The sequence below is a fragment of the Methyloprofundus sedimenti genome (assembly GCF_002072955.1).
Lineage (GTDB): Bacteria > Pseudomonadota > Gammaproteobacteria > Methylococcales > Methylomonadaceae > Methyloprofundus > Methyloprofundus sedimenti.
Genome location: NZ_LPUF01000001.1, coordinates 2414950 through 2438255 on the forward strand (window position 1 = coordinate 2414950; position 23306 = coordinate 2438255).

A 23306-nucleotide genomic window follows, 5' to 3' on the forward strand; every position below is an offset into this window, starting at 1 on the left:
CCATATGAATGTGCGCCCAACACCGAGCGCAAAACATTTTGCGTGTTTTAATTTTTCACGGTACATTAATCCTCAAGTTTTTCCCCGGGCACTCTGGAATATTTTAGCTCACCTGAGTGTAAGATTCGATTAAGCAACAGCAATAGGAAGGAGGATGTATGCCAAGTACAACTGGTATGAAGGGCGGGGGATATTATGACGCCCATTCAAAAGAGCAGCGCTCTGCATTGGAAGCATTTCTTCCCTGGATAGAAGAAGCCATTGCAGACTTGCCGATATTATCTGACAGCCAGGAATCTTTGGGCATTTTGGATATCGGATCTTCTGAAGGAGGCAATGCTATTTACGCTATGAATCGTCTGATCAGTGGACTACGTTGCATATCCAGCCTACCTATAGGGGTGTTTTTTAACGATCTTCCAACTAACGATTTCAATCATCTATTTAAGAATCTTTACCCTGATGGAGAAGCAGCTCTATCAGGCACGAATATCTTTCCCAGTGCAATTGGCGGTACAGCATACGGCCGTATTGTTCCTCCTCAAAGCTTGCATATTGCCACCACTTTCAACACAATCGGCTGGCTTGAGAAAAAACCGGATGCCAGACTTCCAAATTATATTCTCCCTATGGGGCCTGGACCATTAGCTCCGCGTGAAAGCATCTCGGTCTCGGAGACCGAACGAGCACCTTTTCGGATTCAAGCCGCAGATGATCTGCATCGTTTCTATACAGCACGAGCCGACGAGCTTGTTAATGGCGGTAAACTCCTGGTTCAGGTGTTCGGAAGGGATGAAAGATTCTCGACCAGTGATGGTCTTTATGATGTGCTGAGCGATTCGGTGCTTAACTGCGTCGAAGAAGGGACGCTCCCGCTCGAAGTCTATGAAAAACTCGTCTTCCCGATCTATTTCAGAAACCTGGAGGAGCTACTCGCACCTATTGCAACAGATGCACAGTTGGCCAAGTCTTTTCGTATTGACAAAGCCGAGACCTGCGAGGTTTCCGTCCCCTTTAACGTGGCGCTCTCGGATAACGGAGATATAGCTGCATGGTCTCGTAGCTACACAGGATTCTTGCGTGCCTTTACGGAGGCGATTCTTGCCTCAGCATTACCAGGCGATCTTCCTCTGGGTGATACGCTGGACAAGATCTATCATCAAGTGGAACATCGGCTCGCCGCCGATCCTGCCCGCTATGAATTTCACTACATTTCCATTGCTGCATTACTCACTCGTGTCTGAAGAATATTTCTTGCTATATAACGGTAAAGAATGGGGTCTGCTATTGAGAGAAATGATTAGTAAGTTTTAAATATCAAGTTGTCCGGCCCAAGAAAGTTCTATTCTCAACAAGGTCTGCACAACGATTTTACACAACATTGACCTGAATAGCCGACCGACCCACATAAGAAAAAATTGCTCGTAACCGCAGCCCAAGAAATATAAACGGATCCGGAATAAATCCCGTTTTTTTTCAACCCCAAATAATCAACATAATTCGATCGTTTTCGATATCGAGCAACACTTTTTCTGAGAATTTTTCCATCGGTAAAAGAAACAGAAACGACCTATACTTTTTCTTCTCTTGTTAATTGAATAGAATCTTAAAAAACATTTTTCTGTTATTATAACTTTGTTGCAATTCCGGACTGTACAAAATGATAAATCATCGAATTTTGATAAAGGTGTTATTTTGTTTTACACTGACAGCAGTTAATTTTATTGGCAATGCTGTCGCTGGAACTCGCCCTATTGTCACCGTGAAAGGCGAGGAAATTTTTCCGGTGCATGTTCAGGATCGTCTGGTTCGTTTGCTCCATGAATTGGGTGAACCAGCATGGTCAAAAAAAGAGACTGAGAAAATGATGAATCCGGTTTTTTCCTACTTGCGCGCTTTTACGGGCCGCCAGTTTGACCGCACATTAGCAGCTCTTCAGCGGGGCGACAAATATCGTCCGATGATTCGAAAGAAACTTAAACAGTATCAACTCCCTCTTGCCTTAGAAGCTTTACCCATGGCAGAAAGCGCGTTTCGTTATGACGCTCTCAGCAATCAGGGCGCTTATGGCTTGTGGCAATTTATGCCGGTAAGCGCCCGACGGTATGATTTGCATGTGAGCTCTCGGCTGGATGAGCGCGCAGATCCAGCACTAGCGACCAATGCAGCATTGAAATATCTAAAAGATATCAACAAAAAATTTGGTCGCATTTCAATTCTTTTATCAATTGCCTCTTATAATGCGGGCGAGGGTCGAATTCAAGGCATTGTTCGCAAAAGCGGGATAAATCGCAAGGCAAGAGGATATAGTCGGATTGTCCGTTTTCTGCCAGAGCAAACACGCGGATATGTGCCAGAATTTCTGGCAGCTGCGTTAATCCTAAAAGACCCTTCTTTTTTTGGTTTTCCGGTAACCCAATCACATGTTTACCGATATATTCAAATTCCAAAAGCCTATTCCCTGGATAAGTTAGTAAAACTGACACATATTTCCAGTAACACTCTGTACGAATTAAACCCTGAGTTGGGAAAACATAAACGCACTCCGACTAATAATTTTATTCTGCGACTTCCAAATAAATCGGCTATTCAACTCAACAAGCGCTTGCCAACAAGTATTGCCTGGCAACCTGTGACTAATCCCATTGACTTAAAATACCAACTAAAAGCTAAAACGCAGCTAGTTTATACTGTGCGCACAGGTAATTATTTAGGCGGTATTGCTGATCTGTTTAATATCCCCATTCAAGATTTACGTAAGTGGAACCAGATTAAAGGAAATAATATCAAAGCCGGTCAGCGCATTGTCATTTATACTAAAACGCCCCTGATGCGGAAATTTTATCTTATTAAATCTGGAGATAATCTGGGATTAGTTGCACAGACTCTTGGTGTTCCTATTGATCATTTAATGTTTATCAATGGCATGAATAGTCCACGCCAGCTCAAAATTGGAAATCGATTGTTTTACTATGAACAGCAGGTTTGATTATGAAATGCGCACGAAATAATATGAGCAACTTGTAGGATGGGCAAAGGTCTTTTTCGTGCCCATCTTTATATAGTAGCTTGATGGGATCGGGTCAGAGGGAGCCCCGCAGCTCCCGTCTGCCCACAGAACCGTGCGTACGGGTCCGTACACGGCTCCTCACGCAAGACGTATCCATTGAGAAACTTCAAACCAATGCTCTAACTTTCGGTCGGATCGTATTTCCTGCCCTTTCAGATTTATAAACCAACTGTTCGGATAAGCCCTCGTCACTGCTCGCGCATTGGAGAGTTGCCACCGTTTGTTGTTTGAAAAGACGGCTTTTGATGCTTGTTTTCGTGGTACGCCCCGTTTGACCAGTTTTCGATATAGATGCTGTTTTCTCTTTTGTTGATCGACTATTCGTGATCGTAGTCGTCGCCTGATATGGGCTTCGATTTTATTCAATTGTAAGGGGTAGTAAGTCAAACTGTAGTAATTTGACCAGCCCACATACCATTGATTGATCTCGTCCAGTGATGTATCCAGAGTCTGATGTGTACCTCGCGGTGTCAGTGCTTCGATTTTACTCATGGCTGTTTGCAGGGCTTTATGCGCAATGGCAATTGTCCCCTTAACCACGGTAAAACCTAAAAACTTTACCGCATCGGATTTAGCCACCTGGCTTTTCTCCTGATTCACTTTCAGTTTCAGCTTCTTTTCGATGAATTGGCTGACTTTTTCCATCACTCGATCTGCCGCTTTTTGCGATTTTACGAAGATATTACAGTCGTCCGCGTACCTGCAAAATTCCAGTCCACGTTTTTCCAATTCCTGATCCAGTTCATCCAGAACGATATTGCTCAGCAAGGGACTGAGTGAGCCCCCTTGCATTGCGCCTTCCTTGCTGGGGTTGACGATGCCATTGATCATGACGCCGCTACGCAACATGTTTCCGACTAGGCGAAGTATCCGTTTGTCGGATATTTTCTCGCCCATTCGGGCTATCAGCCTGTCGTGATGGATTCTATCAAAAAACTTGGATAGATCTATATCCACCACGTAGGGCTTGCCACTGTTCACTATCTGTTGTGCCGCTTGTACCGCTTCGTGCTGGCTTCGCCCTGGGCGAAATCCATAGCTGTGCGGTGAAAAATGCGGATCAAAGACCGGTTCCAGCAGTAGCTTTAATGTTGTTTGTACCACTCGATCCCGTACCGTCGGTATGCCGAGTAGTCGTACACCTTTGCCTCCCGGCTTGGCTATTTCTACTCGACGGACTGGCGAGGGTTGATAAGTCCAGTTTGCGAGTTCCTCTTGCAACTGACTTAGCTCTTCGTCTAAACGAGTTTCAAAGTCTGCAATGGTTATTCCGTCTATGCCGGGTTTACCTTTGTTTTTCTTTACCTGTTTAAAAGCGACGCCCAAGTATAAGGTTGAGCATAACTGGTCGAAAAGTCTGGGTTCCTCTATTAATAGGTCGTGTTCGTTCAGTTCACTTTTTTTTTCTTTCTTTTGCAATGGGCTTTCTTCAATCTCGCACAACCGATTCGTTCACTGTTTACGACGCGAATAGAGGGTTGTTCCTGTTAGGCTGATCTCAGTCCATCAGTTTATAATCAACGGCCATGGCCGCTTACGTGTTCCGCCCTTCACCTCCAACGTCCTGTTGCTGATTTGATGTTTTACCCTCCTTCATGTCACCATGAATTCATCGGCACCAAACTTTACGATTACTATGGCTTCATCTGAAAACCCTCGGTTCATAACGTCTACATTACTGTAGCGCTTAGGGCTTAAGGAGTCGCAGTTACTCCGACCCAAAGCCGACGGCTCTTCACTGGGTAAGATAGTCAACTATCTCTCGATCTACCTACCTTCAATACAACAACACGTTACGGTGAGAATATTGGACTTCGGTGGTCGCGGGCACCTTATCCCCTTGTTGCCGCCTTACGAAGGTTCACTTTCGTTTAGGTGATCGATTTGGCTAGAGCTTCCTTCAGATTCCGCATTGGCTCCCAATAACCGTGTTTCCCTGTTGGGTAGCTACCGGGAGTTTCTTTGGACACCCTTGCTTTCGCCTACTTTTTCCCTTCTCACAGGGCAAAGGCTGGACTTCCACCAGCTAGCTGACTATCATGCCAGTCACACCGCTAACGCTAAATAAACTATAACCCGACCTACCAGAAAATATTATTATATTCCTACTGGAATAGATAATACCTGCCCTACCCTGATATTATTACCTTTAGAAATTGTATTCGCTTGTTTAAGCTGATCCAAGGTAACCCCATATTGCAAGGCAATACCTAATAATGTTTCGCCTTTAGATATTTTATGCACTGACCCATCAGTTGTAGATGAAGCATTTAAAGCAAGCGAATATTTCTCTGCGTAAGACAAAATGCCTTTTTTAATTGCTTGTGCCATTTTCAATTGATAATGACGACTTTTGAGACGGCTCTCTTCTTTTGGATTTGATATAAAAGCGGTTTCAACCAGAATAGAGGGGATGTCGGGGGATTTTAACACCATAAACCCTGCTTTTTGTACTTTATGTGAATGTAAATCGCCAATATCCCCGAAATTCTTTAATACTTCTTTAGCGACAAGCTGACTGATATCCTGAGAAGCGGTTTGTGATAAATCCAGTAACACAGAAGCTAAAATATCATCTTTATCGTCCAGACTAACCCCTCCGACCAAATCTGCTGCATTTTCGTTGTTAGCCAGCCAGCGAGCTGCCTCGCTTGTTGCGCCTCTACGCGATAAGGTGAATACCGATGCTCCTGTTACACTTGAATTATTAAATGCATCTGCATGGATGGAAACAAATAAATCTGCATTTGCCTTTCTGGCAATGTTCATGCGCTCACGCAGACTGACATAATAATCACCCTTACGCACCATAACGGCTTTCATACCAGGTTGCTTATTAATTGATGCAGCCAGTTTCTGCGCTATTTGAAAGACTACCTTTTTTTCCAGAGTCCCATGCTTTCCTCTAGCGCCTGAATCCTTACCACCATGTCCCGCATCAACAGCAACAATAAACGGCTTAGTAAAATGATTAGTGGTTTTAACTGTTTTGCTTGGTTTGTAGGATGTTTTTTTACTGACGACATGCTGACTTTTGGTCGGCAAATCAATAACTAACCTCGGCCCATATTTTTTATTGGCCTGCAACACAAAACTTTTAGGTGCAACGTTATTCTGTAAATCAATAACCACACGTAAGTCTTTTTTATTTCGATGCGCAGTACGTATGCCTGTTAATAATGGATGACGTTTTTCTGGTTGCTTAAGGTTTTTGTCTAAATAGGAATCAGAAAAATCAATCACTAATCTATCTGGATTTGTTAATTGAAAAACCTTATGACTCGGTATTGCAGACACATCAAAGACTAAACGAGTGTTATTACCCACTGAACTAATACGTAATGATTTTATTTTAGTTTGCGCTGCAAAACAGACCGAGATATTTAAAATAACCAGAACAAATAAAATACTTAATTTCCGCATATCTCTCCCCTTTTTTGTTTATAATCTTAATTAGATTATAGCAGTAGGTAATTGTTTTTACACGGGGAACTTAAATATAATTTATTATTTTATTGCTATATCAAAATAATATACTTTCATACGGGGCTCAATTACGGTAATTTCTTTGTGTGAACCATGGAAGTGACGGGAGATAACAGGTATTTACCGGATAGCTTTATTGCAGTGATTTATATAGGAGCACACAGTACTAAAAGTAAAAGTCACCATCAGAGAGCGGACAACAGTGCCATTAAGGGCAGCTGATGATGAAATTGCATTGAATAGCATAAATTATCCGGGAGGATTGTGTTTTTCCTTACTTTTCAATGCTTAATGGTTTCCCTTCTATACCTGCATAGAAAACTATAATTTCAGCCGCTTCATGACCTTCATTCTTTCCGTAATGCCACTTATTGACAAGTTCAATAATAGTATCCCCAGCTTTCATGTGCAATGTAGTCTTGTCTTCCGCCACGACCGTTAATTCACCCTTTAGTAACATGCCTGCATTAATCAGTGGGTGTTTGTGTAACGGCAATTCTGTGCATGGGGGAATTATGATTTTCAATATCGATATCTCCGGTTGCCCATTTGCATAGTTTGGCAGCAGAGCACCGTCCCAACTTTTACTGGATTGTGTCAGGACGTCCACATCGATTTTATTTTCTATCTTTGCCGAAGCACTCATTAACAATAACAGCACTAAACCTATTACTTTAATTATACTTTTCATTTTGCCTCAATTTTTTACACATAATGACAAGCGTCAGTTGACGCTAACAGATAGTCAATAAATTCTGATAACGCCTTAATCATTGATAAAAAATGCCCTGCATCAGCGATGAACAGGAGCATATTATGTACACCAAAGGTATAGACTTACCTGATTACGTACAACTCACCACCATTAAGTTAGGGAATAAATCTATATTAAACAAAATATTACACTTATGTTGGGTTAGATTTTTATTGCTTTGCAACAAAAATCTAACCTATATTATTAAGATCTGTGCTTTATTTGTTAAATCTTGTTCGCTGAAAAGGCTAATCGATATAATTTATCAATACTCAAAGCAATTCATACCTAATCACCATCGGTGCTGACACTCTAGCAAATGATATGCTATTATTTCCTTACTAGTATAAATGCTTCTCACCCATCGCTCTATGAGTGACCGACATCAACAATAATAATGAAAAAACAAGCACTGGATTCTGACCAACTTTACACACCGTGTAATACCGAGCATTTTCATTTTGAGAATACCGATGAACTTGATGATGTAGATGTTTTTATTGGTCAGGAACGGGCCGTTGATTCCATTGAGTTTGGTATGCGTGTGGGCCAGTGTGGCTATAATATTTTTGCACTGGCTCCCTCGGGAACGGGAAAATTAACCACGATACAGCAACTCGTACATAAGGAATCCAGCCAGCACCCGGCACCGCCGGACTGGTGTTATGTTAATAACTTTATCGAGCACGCAAAACCCAGAGCGCTTGAATTTTCACCAGGAAAAGGCAAAGAATTTCAAAACGATATGCTGCAACTGGTTGATGAACTCAGTGTTGCTATACCCGCAGCTTTTGATGGTGATGAATATCGTGCCAAAAGCGAAGAAATTGAGGAGGAATACCGGCAACGCGAGATTGAAGAGATTAGTCAATTACGTGAAGAAGCCATTAACGCCAGAATTATTCTGACGGAAACACCGACCGGTTATGCATTTTCACCCCTGGATGATAAAAAAGACCCGATCACCCCGGAAGAATTTAATAAGCTAGATAAAGCGGAACAAAAAAAATATCAAAACAGTATTTTGGAATTGCAACAGCATCTGCAAAAATTACTGAATAAATTTCCTGCCTGGCGTAAAGAAGCTAGACGCAAACAGCAACAGCTTAACCGCACAACTGTCTCATTAGCTGTCAATCACACTATTGACGAGCTGAAACATAAATATTCTGACCATAACATGGTTACCTCCTATCTGGAAGATGTTGATGCTGATATTTTACTGCATGTTCGCGACTTTATTCCGCATCGCGAACAAATGTCACCTTTTATGGAGTCTGTTCAAGACGCAAATCCGTTTAAACGTTATCAGGTTAATCTGATTATCTCTAATGATGACAGCCAATTTGCCCCCGTCATTCTTGAAAACCACCCTAACTACGCTAATCTTCTGGGGCGTATTGACCATCAAGCCTATATGGGCACTCTGGTAACAGATTTCACCATGATCAAACCGGGTGCGCTACATCGCGCAAATGGTGGTTACCTTATTTTAGATGCCCGTAAACTCCTGATGCAGCCCTATGCCTGGGAATGTTTAAAAAGATCCCTGCAATTCGGTGAAATTCGTATCGAATCATTAGAACGCTCTCTCAGTCTAGTCAGCACTTCATCACTGGAGCCTGAGCCTATTCCACTCGATTTGAAAGTTATTATCTATGGCGATCGGATCATTTATTATCTGCTGAATCAATATGATCCTGAATTCCAGGATCTATTTAAAATTGCTGCTGATTTCGATGACTCTGTTGGCCGCGAAGGCACAGAACTGGAATATGCCTGCCTGCTTGCTACGCTGGCAAAAAAAGAAAAATTACTCCCTGTCAGTCGCCATGCTGTGGCACGCATTATTGAACAAAGTTCCAGACTTAGCGGTGATGCTGAAAAATTATCTACTCATCTACGCAGCATTAATGACTTGTTAACTGAATCCGATTATTGGGCCAGGTTTCACGGCCATGACGTCATCGCCAATAGTGATGTGCAACAGGCCATCGAACATAAAGTTCACCGGCTGGACAGAATTCGCGAAAAAGTATACGAAAATATCCACCGTGGCACGGTAATGATTGACCTGCAAAATAAAGTGATCGGTCAAATCAACGGGCTTTCAGTCATACAGCTGGGCGAATTTATGTTTGGCCAGCCTTCGCGTATTACTGCCACGACCCGTCTGGGCAATGGTAAAGTGATCGACATAGAAAAAGAAACTGAACTGGGTGGCGCAATTCATTCCAAGGGTGTTTTAATTTTATCCAGCTTTATCGCAGCTCGTTATGCACGTAAAACCCCTTTTTCCATGGCAGCCAGCCTGGTATTTGAACAATCCTACGGGTATGTGGAAGGAGACAGTGCCTCTTTAGCTGAGCTATGCGTCATTTTATCCTCACTAGCGGAAATACCTTTACGTCAGGATTTGGCCATTACCGGTTCAGTTAACCAACTAGGTCGAGTACAGCCCATTGGTGGCGTTAATGAAAAAATTGAAGGCTTCTTTGATATTTGTAAAGCACAAGGCTTAACAGGTAAACAGGGAGTCATTATTCCCGCCAGCAACATCAAATATCTGATGTTACGCTGGGATGTCGTGCATGCGGCAAAAGCAGGACAGTTTGCAATCTATGCCGTAGAAACGGTTGATGAAGCCTTGCAGTATTTAAGTGATATGGACGCCGGTACGTGTAACGATAAAGGAGACTTTCCTGAGCATTCATTTAATGGCAAAGTGCAGCAACAGCTGTTGACCTTTAATACCATCCAACAGCAAATCAGGGCAACTGAAAACACCCATGATGCTGGCAAGTAGATAGTCTGTAAAAGGGCAATTTCTTTGGGATTGGCAAGTAAAAATAAAGTCTAGGGCATCGCTTGTTTTGGTTACATGCTGTGACCAGCGATGCTCCACTGTGGCTTTTTTTCAGTTTCTTTCTGAATTGACATACGATGCCTAACGATAGATATAGCTTGACCCGAAAAACGAAGCGGTGTGATGTGATAGTCAGCCAGCTGCTGAAAGTCCAGCCTTTGCCCTGTAATAAGGAAAAAGCAGACGAAAGCAAGAGTGCTTTCTATAGTTCCAAGCCCCTGTGGAAGCGCCAATCTGAAAGCTCTACGTTCAGTGACACGGAGCATCGCGCCATACATTCCAACGCAGAGCGTTAGAACAAGTTAAATCCCCTGCTACCGCACCTACCTTTAGTCATTCCCACTCCGGCTTCATTGTAATTATTGAGTAAGTATTTGGTATTTAATCAACAAGTTCGCTATAGTTGTTGTTACATCGATGATTAAAATACTCTGTGATGATAAAAAACCGTTTTATAAAGCAGCTTGTTAACAGTTTTATCGACCTTATCCCCATTTTAGTTGTGGTACTGGTTTTTCAAATCCTTATCATTCAACAACCGATTCCTGATGTTGCTGAGCTGGTCATAGGTATGTTATTGGTTGTTCTGGGGCTTGCTTTTTTTATTCAAGGACTGGAACAAAGTCTGTTTCCTCTTGGTGAGGCCATGGCTTTTGATTTTGCCCGTAAAGGCAGTTTGTTTTGGTTGCTGGTTTTTGCATTTTTCCTGGGATTTGGCACTACCGTTGCAGAACCAGCGCTGATTGCCGTCGCTGATGAGGCGGCCTCTGTCGCAGCAGAAGGAGGAATGATCAATAAGTCTAAGGATGCAAAAGATGCCTATGCTCTTGGGTTGCGATTGACAGTGGCTTTGTCTGTCGGGTTCGCAATTTTGATAGGTGTTATTCGCATCATTAAAGGCTGGCCTTTGTATTATCTAATCATTTCTGGTTACAGTTGTATTATTATCATGACTGTATTTGCACCTGATGAAATTATTGGAATCGCTTACGACTCGGGTGGTGTGACTACATCAACCATAACTGTGCCTTTGGTGACGGCTTTGGGCCTTGGGCTCGCGTCGGCAATCAAAGGTCGTAATCCCATGATAGATGGCTTTGGTTTGATCGCTTTTGCTTCCTTGACGCCAATGATATTTGTAATGGCTTATGGAATGATTATATGAGTGAGTTGATGCTATCGCTTTGGGAGACTATGCTGGGTACCCTGCGTGATGTTATGCCGATTGCGGCCATCATTATCGGTTTCCAGATTCTTGTCATCCGTAAACCGATACGTCACCCAAAGCAACTTCTCAGCGGATTTTTTTATGTCTTGCTAGGTATCTCGTTATTTCTGGAAGGGCTTGAAATGGCGCTTTTTCCTCTGGGTGAATTAATGGCAAAACAGTTGACCTCGCCAGAATTTATTCAAGTGGATATTTCCTTGGCTGGCGCACCATGGAGTGCTTATTTTTGGGTTTATGTTTTTGCTGCCAGTATCGGTTTTGCGACCACATTGGCCGAACCTTCCGGCAATCAAGGCACAAGAAATTTCTGGTGGTGCGATTCAAGCCTTGGGCTTGAGATTGGCAGTATCGGTAGGTGTTGCCTTTGGTATTGCTCTTGGTGCTTTTCGTATTGTTACCGGCACGGATCTCTATTTATATATCGTTGCCGGGTATATCATTGTCATTATCCAGACGCTGTTCGCACCTAAGGTTATCATCGGTTTAGCCTATGATTCAGGCGGCGTTACAACGTCAACGGTGACAGTTCCACTGGTAACAGCACTTGGTCTAGGGCTGGCTTCTACGGTGCCGGGGCGTAGTCCACTGCTGGATGGCTTTGGTCTTATTGCATTTGCCAGTCTATTTCCCATCATTGCTGTATTGGGCTACGCACAAATTGCTGATTGGCGCAGCCGTTATAATAATTAAACTATAAGATAAAGAGGAATTTTTAATGCATTTCAAACTGATTATTGTTTTTGTAGAAGATGATAAAACGGATTTGGTTCTGGATACTTCGCGTGAATATGGAGCAACTGGCGCGACCGTGATTAATAATGCTCGAGGAGAAGGGTTGAAAACGTCAAAAACATTTCTGGGATTGACCCTGGAAACACAGCGGGACGTATTACTCTTGCTGGTTGAAGAGCATCTTAGCCGTACCATTTTGGAGGCTATTTCAAAAGCCGCAGAATTTGACTCCAAGCCTGGAATTGGGATTGCTTTTCAGATTGATGTAGAAGATGCCATTGGTGTTATGCGCCAGGTCGAAAAACTCACGCCGATAGTCGAGGAAGAATTATGAATGAAAGAGTAATCGTAAGAGTCTGTGATGTGATGAAAACGAATTTTGTCACTATAGATGGCATCGCTACAATCAGTGACGCACTGGATAAGATGAAAGCCAACAAAACCTCGGTGCTAGTAGTCAATAAACGTCATCCAGATGATGAGTATGGTCTGGTGACGGCAGGCGATATTGCTCGGCATGTGCTTGCCAGTGATAAAGCTCCGGAACGGGTGAATGTCTATGAGATTATGACGAAACCAGTCATATCAGTTCATCCAGATATGGATATCCGTTATTGCTCCAGATTGTTTGCCAAATATGACCTGGTTCGTGCACCGGTTTTGAATGGTCGAGAAGTAATCGGAACAATCAGTCCCAATGCTCTGGTTTTAGATGGGCTATCTAAAATCAATCAACGATCATGAAGAATATTGTCATGATACTCGAAAATGAAAGATACTGTGCGGGAATTGCTTAATTGATATCGATCAACTCTTTAGAGACCTGGTCCTGAAACTCAATGTGACCCATAAAACTGACTCATACCCCGGAATGAATCGTTAGAAATGACATGGCAAAAAGGCTAAAGTTGTTTCCCTGATTCCCGTGGGAACGAGTTAATCACTCTAACAACTATTTATGTTATTTCGTTTTTTGCTATTGTCAATTGGTCTTACTCAAATGAATTTTCTAAACTTTTACTGAAAGCATTTGATAATTCAATGTCTGTTGAAATGGACTCAAATCCTTTGTCTATTCATTTTTCAACAGCCTCTTTTACTTCACTGGAAAAAACAATTTCTCCATGTAGTCTGGCAGAGTAGCTTCTATAGAAAAACTGTTTTCAGACATCATGCCAGTCATACCGCTTCGCGATCACAAGCTAACCTTGTTCGTCAGTTTTATAATTTGCTCACTTTGTCTTTAGTTCCCGAAGGGCAGTTATTATCAAAACCAGGTCTATCAACTTCAATAGTAGCTACTTTAACTTTGCCATCTTTTTTTTCCCAACATAACCGTGCATACTCATAAGCAAACACTGTTCCATCAGATAACGTTGCAATAGTTTCACCCGTACTTTCTTGTTTAATAGAAAATTCTGGACTCCCTGTTTGAGGGTTCTTAATTTTTAAGTATACATTCCCAGAAGTTATAATTTTATTATTTGATTTTCGATTAAACACTGTTGCGATACTAGTTACAACCCTTGGCCTATCATACTTCATCAGTAATTCTAGACCTTCTCTATTTTGCTCGCTATTTAGTTCAGTTACAAAGTCGTTTACATCAAATAATATGAAAACGTGATATAAGCCAGTAGCACTATTTTCAGTTGAAATAGCACCCGAAACATTACCTTCTGCAATCTCTATTCCCGCTTTAGCAGCAGCTTCATAAGCAGCTTTACGAGTTTGATCATTAAAAGCTTCTGTCACTTTTCTTGCAGTAATTGCTTTTTCAAGTTTTGGCAGAAATTTAGGGTCAAAGGAGTTAACACTATCAGACCTTCCGACACCAGCCCACAAGAGATCTGTATTAATAGAACCTTTTTTTCTAAACTCTAAGCCCTTTATTTCCAGATATTTAGAATTCTCTTTTATATCGAAAACTTCTGGGCACCCAGTAAGTCCAATAATAATAAAACAAAAAGCAATTGCAATATTTTTCTTCACGATTATTCCTCACATGTGTACAGGGGTTTAAAAAACTAATCGGGATAGGGATGTAATATTTGAGGTCATAGTAATAATTAAAAAATAATTCCCCAAATATTGTGTGCCATGCCCGACACACATGCCAAAATCAGATGTTGTTGGCAGATATTCGATGAACCTGGGCAAAGCACTAAAATTTTAGATAAACATGACTTCTGAAAACTAGCTGCGCTACCAAGGGTCAGCTGGTTTTTTTTGATAGCATTTTTTTTGATATGCAACATATTCATCCAGTAATTGCCTGATGATCTTTTGATATTGCATATGATATGATTCAGTAACATCTTTAAAATATGAAAGACTATCAGAACTCAGTGAAATAGTAATTTTCGTATTTTTATTTCTTAAAGCCAATTCAGAGGGAAAAGGTAAAAATATGTTACCAATTTAAACTCACCAATGGGCTCACCATTTTGTATTGTGAAATTCCCCTAATAGTTGATAATATTCAATTAATTATGAAGATTAACTGCTAAAGTAATTCTTTTTAGTTCCTATGTCAACTACAACTCCTGAAAAAATCCTGCTTGAGAAAACCCGCGATACTATGCAACGCTTACATTATTCTATTCATACTGAGCGCACCTATTGTGACCGGATTACCCAATATATCCTGTTTCATTATTTGCAAGTTAGAGCCGTTCTACTTATTGAACCTGAGAAGAAAGTTGAGGTTTTTTTAACGTACTTAGCTGTTCAGGATAAAGTGGCTGCATTTACTCAAAATTGGGTCTTTAATACTCTCATTTTCTTGTATAAACGGATCCTTGAGTATTCAAATAATTTATACGCATGTGTTATAGCAAGAGAGAAGGCCTTGTAAGTCCGTTAGATGATTTGTAGTTGTTGCTGAAGATTATGAACCAACAAGGAGAGTCTCGATTAATATTGTTTATTTAAATCACGTGTTGTTTTCAAGGAGGGAGCGCAGACAGATCCGCTTGCTAGCTACTCCAGAGCTGTTGTATCGTATTCATTGCAGGCAAGCCAATACCTGAGTGTTTTATGCTCATGGACTGGCTTCTGAACAATCAAGGTCTTTATCTATATATTTAGCAAAGCGTTGCTCAAAGGCAGAAATATCCTGTTCCTGCTCTGCACTGATAGTGACTTGGGTGACTGAGTGTGTTTGCCAGCTGGGGGCTACATCCAACGGTTCGCTTGTTAGTCTGGCATATTGCTGTTTAGCAAATTCTGCTTTTTCGAGTGTACTAAATAAACCGAGTGAAATCCGCCATTTGAATATCCCTTTCTCGAACAGCCATAAATCTTTTATACCTTGCAGTTTAAGTATTTTCTGCCTGTTTTGTGCTAGCTGAAGAGTCTCAGCTGGCAAAGTAAGCACTATATAGTTACTAATATAAGGTACTTTCTGCCCGGCAAATGCCAATGTATAATTAGTTTGCTTATCTGTTTGGCTGATAAAGTCTGCTTTAGTTGCACTGGTTTTTAATTGATAACAGGCGACAACACTAGCAACGTGTTTAATCGTCTGATTTTTTTCAGCATCGCTTAGCGTTGAATCCGCTGGCTGTCCCTCTTTCTCTTGATGTCTAACCGTTTCTACTGGTTGCGAAAATTGTTCATTGACAGGGGCTGGCAATTCATCTTCCTGTATGACAGCAGGCTGCTGGTAAACGGGGTCAACAAACTCACTTGTCTCCGCATTTTTACTGTCTGTATCTGATAGCTTGCTTTGATTTGAAGCGTTTAATTGCCTGGGGTCAACATAATCCATTGCTTCAATTTCATCAACCGTCTCAGCTTGTTTTTCAGCATTACTGACCAGCTCACCTTCAGCAGTATCAACACTCTGTATGGACTCTTTTGCAATCGCGGGAGAATTGCTGAGTAAGATGATTTTTTGTGTATCACTGTTTGCCGAATCTATGGGGGGTGGCAAATAAATGTCAGGGGCACCTTTACGATATTCCCAGAGGAAGAAGGTAATATTGATCAACAAAACCAGGGAAAAAATAAATTTCACAATATATTTACTCTTTAGCGACGAGAGACAGGCCTTTAAGGACCAGTCGGGCATCAATGATAGCGACTAATTTTAAGCTATCAGCCAAAAATTCTGCATCCCCGCCGGTGAGTATTAATTGCACAGGATTTTTGTATTGAGCCAGTCCTTGCTCTATAAAACCTTTGATAGCGTTAAGGTTGCCATTATATATAGCCGCTTGTGTATCATTTGCCAGGCCCCGCGGGTATTGCTCTGAGCAACTGTTCAAGTTTGCAGTTCCTTTAGACAGGGCCTGTTGCAGCAAATTCAAGCCCGGCATAATCATGCCGCCTAAATGCTGACCAAGCTCATCTATAATATCCAGGGTTAGTGCTGATCCACAGGATACTATGCATACCGGCCTGGTGTAATAATGATATGCAGCTACCATTGAGAGCCAGCGGTCCACTCCGAGCCTGGTATAATCCGGGTAGGCATTGCGCACTCCATGCGCGTATTTCTGTGTTGTTATTTCCTGTATGATGATATCGGGCCATAATTGATAAGCAATGTACATGACTTGCTGTTTGATGCGTTGTGCTCCAACACAGGCCAGATAAATGCTTTCCGGTTTGCTTAATTGCTGCCAGGCAGCGCCTAATAACAGATCAATATTTGCATTAAGATATGCAAGAGCATGCATTTTGCCCAGATTACCGGCTTGCTGCTCCGCCCATTTTATGCGTGTGTTACCAATATCAATGAGTATCATAGACGACGAAAACTCACTTCTCCGGAGGCAAAACTTTGTATTTGTCCTGTTTCAGTTTGTAATAATAACAGGCCTGCATCATTGATACCCATCACAGTACCATCGATTTTTGTATTCCCCATAAATAGACTTACTTGCTGTCCCTGCATACAATCAAACTGTCGCCACTGATCTCGATACTGTGCAAAAGCAGCCGGGGTGTAATGATGCGTCACTGCTATAAGTTGCTCAAGCAGGGTTGCGAGCAGTTGATTGCGTGAAAGCTTATGGGAGTTACCCAGGATTTCGTTGATATCCACCCAATCCTGTTGTATTTGAGCTCCGTCTTGTTCTGCCAGGTAAAGATTTAAACCTAAACCGATAACCGCATGACAAGGTCCATCAGATTCTCCAGATACTTCAACGAGAATGCCGCCTAATTTTCGTTGCTGCCAATAGATATCATTGGGCCATTTAAGCCCTGCGTCATGAATACCATGTATTTTGAGTGCATTAATGACAGCAACACCGATTGCCAGACTTAAGCTCGACAAACTCGATGGGCCGCCTTGAAATTGCCAGGCAATCGACGCGTAAATATTACTGCCAAAAGGAGAAACCCATTGCTTGCCGCGCCGGCCTTTGCCTGCAGTTTGTTGTTCAGCTAAACAACACACTGCAGAAGTTTCAGGGCGGGCATTACATAAAGCAACAAGATAGCGATTGGTGGAGTCTATTTGATCATGAATTTCAAGCTCTGCCAGGCATTGCCTAGTCTTAGTATTCAATAAACTATAAATAAGTGACTTATCCAGCAATTCCAGAGCAGTATGCAGACGATAACCTTTGCCATTAACGGCACTTATCGCTATGCCCTGCTCTTCCAGGCTATTAAGCTGCTTCCAGATAGCTGATCGACTAAGACCAATCTGTTCAGCTAATTCTGTTCCCGAATGAAACTTACCATCAGCTAATATCCGTAATAAAAGCTTCTTGTTTGCTGAAAATTGCACCAGCTTCTCTAAAAATTGATTGAGAAATACACTATTGCAACATAAATTGCTGCCCAAGACTGCTTATAGACTGCGCAAATGAGGCTCCCATTTTTCCGGCAAGACGATCAATCAAGCGTTCTTGAACAGTAAAATCGACGCGTTTTTTAGCACCAATAATATCAGTTGCAACACTGTCATCATTACCAAAATCATCGACTAAGCCGATTTTTATTCCTTGTTCTCCAGTCCAGACCAGACCTGAGAAAGTATCATCATTGATGAGCAGGCGATCACCACGACCTTCTTTTACCGCAGCAATAAATTGTTGATGCACTTGTTCCAGCACGGCCTGCATATACTTCTTATCGCTTTCTTTTTCCGGAGAAAAAGGATCCATTAGTGCCTTATGCGCACCCGCAGTGACCAGGCGACGTTCCACACCCAGTTTTTTCATGGTATCAACAAAACCAAAACCATCCATAAGTACGCCTATAGACCCTACCAGACTGGATGGGTTAACGTAAATTTTATCGGCGGCGGCGGCAATAAAATAACAGCCTGAAGCACAAATATCTGAAGCAACTGCATAAATAGGCAATTCCGGATTTTCAGATTTTATTTTTCTTATCTCATTAAATACATATGAAGATTGAACTGGACTGCCTCCAGGACTATTCACATGTAAAATAATCCCTTTCGTGTTTTCGTCTTTAACGGCATTACGTAAAGATTTTATAATTGCATCCGCATTCGCTTCCTGGCCTTCTGCAATCGGTCCGGTGATATTAATCACCGCTGTATGTCCTTTACCCTCTGCATCATCCATACTTTGTTTTAGCGATGGATACATGCCTATGCCCAGGAGCGCGGCCAGATAAACAAACATTAAACTTTTAAAGAAAATACCCCAACGCCTGGTGCGACGCTGTTCGGTAACAGCGGAAAAAGCAAGTTTCTCTATTACTTCACGTTCCCAACCGGCATTCATGTCTTTTTTTTGATTGGGAGATTCGTCCCACTGGTTTTCACTCACTCTATATCTCCTGCGTTATATTTTACTGTCTGGTGTAAATACTATCGTTATTTTTACTCTATTTAAGGATACTAATTAACAAATAGACATCCTCTTGTTTTATGGGCATTATTGTATATATCAAGGGTACACGCCAGAATGTATAAAATGATGACAAGTTGCGGTTACAGCAGCTATTTTTCTTTATCTAGCAGGGCTTGCAAATCTACGGGTAATGGTGCGATTAATTTCAGGATTTCCCCACTTATCGGATGCGCAAATTGTAATTTATGGGCATGTAAAAATAAGCGTTTATAGCCACGCCGTCTAAAATCTTTATTAATTTCATTTTCGCCATAGCGCTCATCGCCGATAATGGCATGCCCCAGCCATGCTGCATGCACTCTGATCTGATGGGTACGTCCAGTATAGGGTGACGCTTCAACCAAGGTAGTGTCATGATATAAGGCTAGTCGTCTAAACAGGGTTTTAGATGGCTTGCCTGAGGAACTTATTTTTACCATTCGTTCGCCTCCCTGGCTAATATTTTTTAACAAGGGCTGGTCAACGATTATTTTTTGCTGTTCCCATCGGCCATGGAGCAAGGCTAAATAGTTCTTTTTAACGCCGTCTCCTCTAAAATACTCATGCAAAATACGTAATGTACTGCGTTTTTTAGCGATAATTAAACATCCTGAGGTATCACGATCCAGGCGATGAACTAATTCCAGAAAACGGCTATCCGGGCGTAATTCACGTAATGCCTCTATCACTCCTGAACTTATACCCGAACCACCATGCACCGCAAATCCGGAAGGTTTATTGATCACTAATATGGCATCATCTTCAAACAAGATATCCCGTGTAAGACTGGCGGTCAGGTATGCAGGTGCGGATACTAGCTGTTTTTCTTCAGTCACTCTTACCGGGGGAATTCTAACTATATCCCCTATACTTAATTTGTGTTTTGCATCGCAACGCCCTTTATTAATTCGAACTTCACCTTTACGTATAATCCGATAAATATGACTTTTAGGAACGCCTTTAAGTATATTCATCAAGAAATTGTCTAAACGCTGCCCTTCATGTGCATCTGTAATTTCTTTTAACTGAACCTTGGGAATAACTTTACTATCTTCTAATTTCATAAGCCCATAATAGTGTAATCTTCTGTGGTATTCTATAAGTTTATTACAATTGATAATGTAACAGGTTATAATTGTCAAGCTATAGACTGAAATATGAATTGTCTATGCAAAGCTTGATATTTAGGAGTCTATATTCATTTCAAAGACATAACAACATATAAAAAACCGGTTGTTCCCGTGAATAGTCACTGATAATAATAAAGCAAAAAAATAGAATTTGGGTTTTTTCGCTCGACCCATGACGAGCGATACTCGACCTGATAAAGACCGAACGATAAGATAAGACCGTGTATTTTGCTTATCAATCCAGACTGTAATAACTTTTAGATATAACACCAGTAGAGCGCTACTATACCTGTTAGCCATGCTCCTGAACATGTGTTTTCAACTTAACAGTCAATCACTTGATTGAAAGCCATCAAATTATATCGCTATTGCCAGTATGCAATATCAGTCGATGAAGTATGATGATATAAACACCAAAACTTTGAGTCTTTCTGTAAACTTCTGCGTAGTGAAATAACTCATAGCTTGCTATGCGCCATCACAGTTGAATTTTACTAGATCGTCTATTCGGCCTGTTGTTAGTAGCTATTTCTATAGCCATTAACTGGCTGTATTACAAAGTCTTATTTATCTTCTGCACGGAACATCAGGATCAAGCAAGGATAATTTAATGAAAAGAATGCTTATCAACGCGTCGCAGCCTGAAGAACTGCGTGTAGCTTTGGTAGATGGTCAGAAACTATATGATTTCGACATAGAACACCCTTCACAAGAACAAAAAAAATCTAATATCTATAAAGGTATTATTACCCGCATTGAACCCAGTCTGGAAGCAGCATTTGTTAACTATGGTGTTGATAAACATGGCTTCTTGCCACTTAAGGAAGTTTCACCCAGTGCTGTAAATTCAGACGACCCAAATTTAAGTCGTGCAAAAATCAAAGACCTTTTAAAAGAAGGACAGGAAGTCATTGTTCAGATTGAAAAAGAAGAACGTGGCAACAAAGGTGCGGCGTTAACAACGTATATCAGTCTGGCAGGAACCTATCTGGTTTTAATGCCAAATAATCCCAAGGCTGGCGGGATTTCACGTCGTATTGAAGGTGAAACCCGCAATGAATTACGTGACGCAATGGCTGGTCTGGAAGTTCCCGAAGATATGGGACTGATCGTGCGTACTGCCGGTTGCGGTAAAAGTACTGAAGAATTGCAATGGGACTTGAACTATCTATTGCAATTATGGGAAGCGATAGATCGCTCTTCTAAAGAACAAAGCATTCCTTTTTTAATTTTCCAGGAAAGCAATGTCATTATTCGTGCTTTACGTGATCATTTACGTGCAGATATAGATGAAATTCTGATTGATAAAGAGGCCTCTTTTAAATTAGTGCATAACTTCTTGAAACAAGTTATGCCGCATTATCTTAAAAAAGCGAAATTATACAGTGACGATGTGCCACTGTTTAATCGCTATCAGATAGAATCACAAATTGAAACTGCTTATAGCCGTGAGGTCCCGCTACCATCAGGTGGTGAACTTGTTATTGATCATACCGAAGCACTTACTTCAATAGATATTAACTCGGCACGCTCAACTAAAGGTAGCGATATAGAAGAAACTGCGCTAAATACCAATCTGGAGGCTGCTGATGAAATTGCTCGGCAACTAAGGTTACGTGATTTAGGTGGTCTGTTCGTTATTGATTTTATTGATATGTTGTCTAATAAAAATCAACGCTCAGTTGAAAACAGATTACGTGATGCCTTAAAGATTGATCGTGCTCGTGTACAGACCAGCCGTATTTCTCGTTTTGGTTTGCTGGAAATGTCGCGTCAAAGATTACGCCCTTCTCTCGGTGATACAACTCAACTTACCTGCCCTCGCTGTAATGGTCAGGGAGAAATTCGTAATGTTGAATCGGTCGCTTTGTCTGTATTGCGTATTCTTGAAGAAGAAGCAATGAAAAGTGGTACTGATAAAGTTATTGCCCATTTGCCGATAGAATGCGCTACCTTCTTACTTAATGAAAAACGCCCTGCTATCGATCAAATTGAATCACGCTTGAATGTACGTATTATTGTCTTGCCGAGTAAGTATTTAGAGACACCCGCATACGATATAGAACGCATTAAGTCAAAAGACGATGAAGGCACTGAAGAAACTGCCAGCTACACCCAGATAAAAGTAGAAGACACTTCATTGCCGGAATTTGCCAGGCAAGCAACACCTAAACCCGAGCAAGCTGCGATTAAAGAATTTTTGCCTGACGCACCTGCACCCGTGCAAAATAAAAAGACATCGGCTGGCTTGATTAATCGTTTCTGGACTAAACTCATTGGCTCCTCAGAGGAGATCTCAAAAGAACCAGCTGAAGAAACATCAGAAAAAAGCTCAAGACCGGCTAGAGCGCCTGGCGACAAGCCACAAAACAACCGCAGAAACCCGAATAACCGCAGAAATTCACCTAACAGAAACAGGAACCCGAATAATCGCGATCGTAACGCCCAGCAAGGCAATAAACCAGCTGATAACAGTGGTAATATTCAAAAACCAGCCGAGGTGAAAAGCAAAGAGCCCATAGCACCAACGACTGAGAGTAATGCCGAAGCGACTGAGTTAAAACCAAGAAACCAGAATCGCAAACCTAATCGTAGAGGTTATAACAGAAAGCCAAGAGCAGCAAAGCAAGGGACTGAAGACAATCAAGTCTCTGAGCCGTCTTCGCCTACACAGGAAAATACTAAAGTCGAGAAACAACAAGGCCCAAGTGAAGCTCCGGCGAAATTCGAAAAAAACACCGAAAGCCAGTCTTACGCAGCAAATTATCAAAAAATATTTCTGCCGCTAAAACAACACCATCAGAAACAAAACCTGATGTATCTGTATCTAATAAAGAAGACTAAATTAGGTATATAAAGGGCATAAACAGGTCATTCCTGTTTATGCCCTTTATCTTTTTATTTCTGTCTTTAGTGGAATTTATCTGCTATGATTGAAAAAATTTACAGATATTATTTATAGACATTTTAGAGAACACAAGAAACATGGCAAAAGAAGATCAAATTGAAATGGATGGTACGATTATCGAAACCCTCCCGAATACAATGTTTAGAGTTGAGCTGGAAAACGGCCACGTTATCACGGCCCATATATCTGGCAAAATGCGTAAACATTATATTCGCATCCTGACTGGTGATAAGGTTAAGGTAGAAATGACCCCTTATGATTTAACAAAAGGACGCATTACATTCCGTATGCGCTAAGCTTACGCCTAA

At 41.4% G+C, this 23306-nt stretch carries 18 protein-coding genes and 1 pseudogene; 10 read left to right on the top strand and 9 right to left on the bottom strand.

What is annotated here, in order from left to right; all coding sequences use genetic code 11:
- The first annotated feature begins 158 nt into the window (after positions 1-158).
- Both AU255_RS10700 and AU255_RS10705 read left to right on the top strand, forming a co-directional pair.
- Positions 159-1244, top strand: a complete 1086-nt coding sequence (locus tag AU255_RS10700) for a class I SAM-dependent methyltransferase (RefSeq protein ID WP_198942591.1) — start codon at positions 159-161, stop codon at positions 1242-1244.
- Between the two features lie 416 nt (positions 1245-1660).
- Positions 1661-2989 (top strand): lytic transglycosylase domain-containing protein, encoded by a 1329-nt coding sequence (locus AU255_RS10705; protein ID WP_080522853.1) that lies wholly within the window; start codon positions 1661-1663, stop codon positions 2987-2989.
- A gap of 159 nt (positions 2990-3148) precedes the next feature.
- Here AU255_RS10705 and ltrA read toward each other — a convergent pair whose 3' ends face one another.
- The 3 genes from ltrA to AU255_RS10720 all read right to left on the bottom strand — a co-directional run bounded on the left by ltrA (position 3149) and on the right by AU255_RS10720 (position 7247).
- On the bottom strand, positions 3149-4489 hold the full coding sequence (ltrA, locus tag AU255_RS10710; protein WP_233144617.1) for a group II intron reverse transcriptase/maturase: 1341 nt from the start codon (positions 4487-4489) through the stop codon (positions 3149-3151).
- A 678-nt stretch (positions 4490-5167) separates the two neighbouring features.
- Positions 5168-6493, bottom strand: a complete 1326-nt coding sequence (locus AU255_RS10715; RefSeq protein ID WP_080522854.1) for an N-acetylmuramoyl-L-alanine amidase — start codon at positions 6491-6493, stop codon at positions 5168-5170.
- A gap of 337 nt (positions 6494-6830) precedes the next feature.
- On the bottom strand, positions 6831-7247 hold the full coding sequence (locus AU255_RS10720; protein ID WP_080522855.1) for a cupin domain-containing protein: 417 nt from the start codon (positions 7245-7247) through the stop codon (positions 6831-6833).
- A 460-nt stretch (positions 7248-7707) separates the two neighbouring features.
- Between AU255_RS10720 and AU255_RS10725 the strand changes: the two genes are divergently transcribed.
- From AU255_RS10725 to AU255_RS10750, 5 genes and pseudogenes are all read left to right on the top strand, one after another.
- Positions 7708-10116: a Lon protease family protein gene (locus AU255_RS10725; protein ID WP_080522856.1), complete on the top strand. Its 2409-nt coding sequence runs from the start codon at positions 7708-7710 to the stop codon at positions 10114-10116.
- Between the two features lie 496 nt (positions 10117-10612).
- Positions 10613-11341 (top strand): DUF1538 domain-containing protein, encoded by a 729-nt coding sequence (locus AU255_RS10735; RefSeq protein ID WP_080522858.1) that lies wholly within the window; start codon positions 10613-10615, stop codon positions 11339-11341.
- Positions 11338-12094 (top strand): annotated as a pseudogene (locus AU255_RS10740) (DUF1538 domain-containing protein). The gene AU255_RS10735 and the pseudogene AU255_RS10740 overlap by 4 nt, the downstream one beginning before the upstream one ends.
- A gap of 25 nt (positions 12095-12119) precedes the next feature.
- Positions 12120-12470 carry a P-II family nitrogen regulator gene (locus AU255_RS10745; RefSeq protein WP_080522859.1) on the top strand — a complete coding sequence of 117 codons (351 nt, stop codon included), beginning with the start codon at positions 12120-12122 and terminating at the stop codon, positions 12468-12470.
- The gene (locus tag AU255_RS10750; RefSeq protein ID WP_080522860.1) at positions 12467-12880 is read left to right on the top strand and encodes a CBS domain-containing protein; all 414 of its coding nucleotides are present in this window, start codon (positions 12467-12469) and stop codon (positions 12878-12880) included. The genes AU255_RS10745 and AU255_RS10750 overlap by 4 nt, the downstream gene beginning before the upstream one ends.
- Positions 12881-13357: 477 nt before the next feature.
- Here the strand turns inward: AU255_RS10750 and AU255_RS10755 are convergent, their stop codons facing one another.
- The gene (locus AU255_RS10755; RefSeq protein ID WP_080522861.1) at positions 13358-14128 is read right to left on the bottom strand and encodes a hypothetical protein; all 771 of its coding nucleotides are present in this window, start codon (positions 14126-14128) and stop codon (positions 13358-13360) included.
- Positions 14129-14666: 538 nt separating this feature from the next.
- On the opposite strand from AU255_RS10755, the gene AU255_RS10765 reads away from it, so the two are divergent.
- Positions 14667-14993 carry a phage integrase N-terminal SAM-like domain-containing protein gene (locus AU255_RS10765; RefSeq protein WP_080522862.1) on the top strand — a complete coding sequence of 109 codons (327 nt, stop codon included), beginning with the start codon at positions 14667-14669 and terminating at the stop codon, positions 14991-14993.
- Positions 14994-15179: 186 nt separating this feature from the next.
- Here AU255_RS10765 and AU255_RS10770 read toward each other — a convergent pair whose 3' ends face one another.
- The 5 genes from AU255_RS10770 to rluC all read right to left on the bottom strand — a co-directional run bounded on the left by AU255_RS10770 (position 15180) and on the right by rluC (position 20024).
- Entirely contained in the window at positions 15180-16157 is a 978-nt protein-coding gene (locus tag AU255_RS10770) for a hypothetical protein (protein WP_080522863.1), read from the bottom strand.
- A 7-nt stretch (positions 16158-16164) separates the two neighbouring features.
- Positions 16165-16890 (bottom strand): type III pantothenate kinase, encoded by a 726-nt coding sequence (locus AU255_RS10775; protein ID WP_080522864.1) that lies wholly within the window; start codon positions 16888-16890, stop codon positions 16165-16167.
- The gene (gene birA, locus AU255_RS10780; protein ID WP_080522865.1) at positions 16887-17882 is read right to left on the bottom strand and encodes a bifunctional biotin--[acetyl-CoA-carboxylase] ligase/biotin operon repressor BirA; all 996 of its coding nucleotides are present in this window, start codon (positions 17880-17882) and stop codon (positions 16887-16889) included. Before birA ends, AU255_RS10775 begins: the two co-directional genes overlap by 4 nt.
- A 31-nt stretch (positions 17883-17913) precedes the next feature.
- Complete coding sequence (locus AU255_RS10785) at positions 17914-18897, bottom strand: S49 family peptidase (RefSeq protein ID WP_408606484.1); 984 nt, start codon at positions 18895-18897, stop codon at positions 17914-17916.
- Positions 18898-19070: 173 nt separating this feature from the next.
- A complete protein-coding gene (gene rluC, locus AU255_RS10790) occupies positions 19071-20024 on the bottom strand; it encodes a 23S rRNA pseudouridine(955/2504/2580) synthase RluC (RefSeq protein WP_080522866.1) in 954 nt (317 codons plus the stop codon).
- A gap of 676 nt (positions 20025-20700) precedes the next feature.
- Here rluC and AU255_RS10795 point away from each other — a divergent pair.
- Both AU255_RS10795 and infA read left to right on the top strand, forming a co-directional pair.
- The gene (locus AU255_RS10795) at positions 20701-22947 is read left to right on the top strand and encodes an Rne/Rng family ribonuclease (protein WP_080522867.1); all 2247 of its coding nucleotides are present in this window, start codon (positions 20701-20703) and stop codon (positions 22945-22947) included.
- A 128-nt stretch (positions 22948-23075) separates the two neighbouring features.
- The gene (infA, locus tag AU255_RS10800) at positions 23076-23294 is read left to right on the top strand and encodes a translation initiation factor IF-1 (RefSeq protein ID WP_080522868.1); all 219 of its coding nucleotides are present in this window, start codon (positions 23076-23078) and stop codon (positions 23292-23294) included.
- Positions 23295-23306: the final 12 nt, after the last annotated feature.

Excerpts from the sequence above, each read along its gene's own strand:
- AU255_RS10745 (WP_080522859.1), top strand. The coding sequence starts at position 12,120 with ATGCATTTCAAACTGATTATTGTTTTTGTAGAAGATGATAAAACGGAT.
- AU255_RS10715 (WP_080522854.1), bottom strand. The coding sequence starts at position 6,493 with ATGCGGAAATTAAGTATTTTATTTGTTCTGGTTATTTTAAATATCTCG.
- AU255_RS10725 (WP_080522856.1), top strand. The coding sequence starts at position 7,708 with ATGAAAAAACAAGCACTGGATTCTGACCAACTTTACACACCGTGTAAT.
- AU255_RS10720 (WP_080522855.1), bottom strand. The coding sequence starts at position 7,247 with ATGAAAAGTATAATTAAAGTAATAGGTTTAGTGCTGTTATTGTTAATG.
- AU255_RS10795 (WP_080522867.1), top strand. The coding sequence starts at position 20,701 with ATGAAAAGAATGCTTATCAACGCGTCGCAGCCTGAAGAACTGCGTGTA.
- infA (WP_080522868.1), top strand. The coding sequence starts at position 23,076 with ATGGCAAAAGAAGATCAAATTGAAATGGATGGTACGATTATCGAAACC.
- AU255_RS10735 (WP_080522858.1), top strand. The coding sequence starts at position 10,613 with ATGATAAAAAACCGTTTTATAAAGCAGCTTGTTAACAGTTTTATCGAC.
- rluC (WP_080522866.1), bottom strand. The coding sequence starts at position 20,024 with ATGAAATTAGAAGATAGTAAAGTTATTCCCAAGGTTCAGTTAAAAGAA.
- AU255_RS10700 (WP_198942591.1), top strand. The coding sequence starts at position 159 with ATGCCAAGTACAACTGGTATGAAGGGCGGGGGATATTATGACGCCCAT.
- AU255_RS10765 (WP_080522862.1), top strand. The coding sequence starts at position 14,667 with ATGTCAACTACAACTCCTGAAAAAATCCTGCTTGAGAAAACCCGCGAT.
- AU255_RS10705 (WP_080522853.1), top strand. The coding sequence starts at position 1,661 with ATGATAAATCATCGAATTTTGATAAAGGTGTTATTTTGTTTTACACTG.
- AU255_RS10775 (WP_080522864.1), bottom strand. The coding sequence starts at position 16,890 with ATGATACTCATTGATATTGGTAACACACGCATAAAATGGGCGGAGCAG.
- AU255_RS10750 (WP_080522860.1), top strand. The coding sequence starts at position 12,467 with ATGAATGAAAGAGTAATCGTAAGAGTCTGTGATGTGATGAAAACGAAT.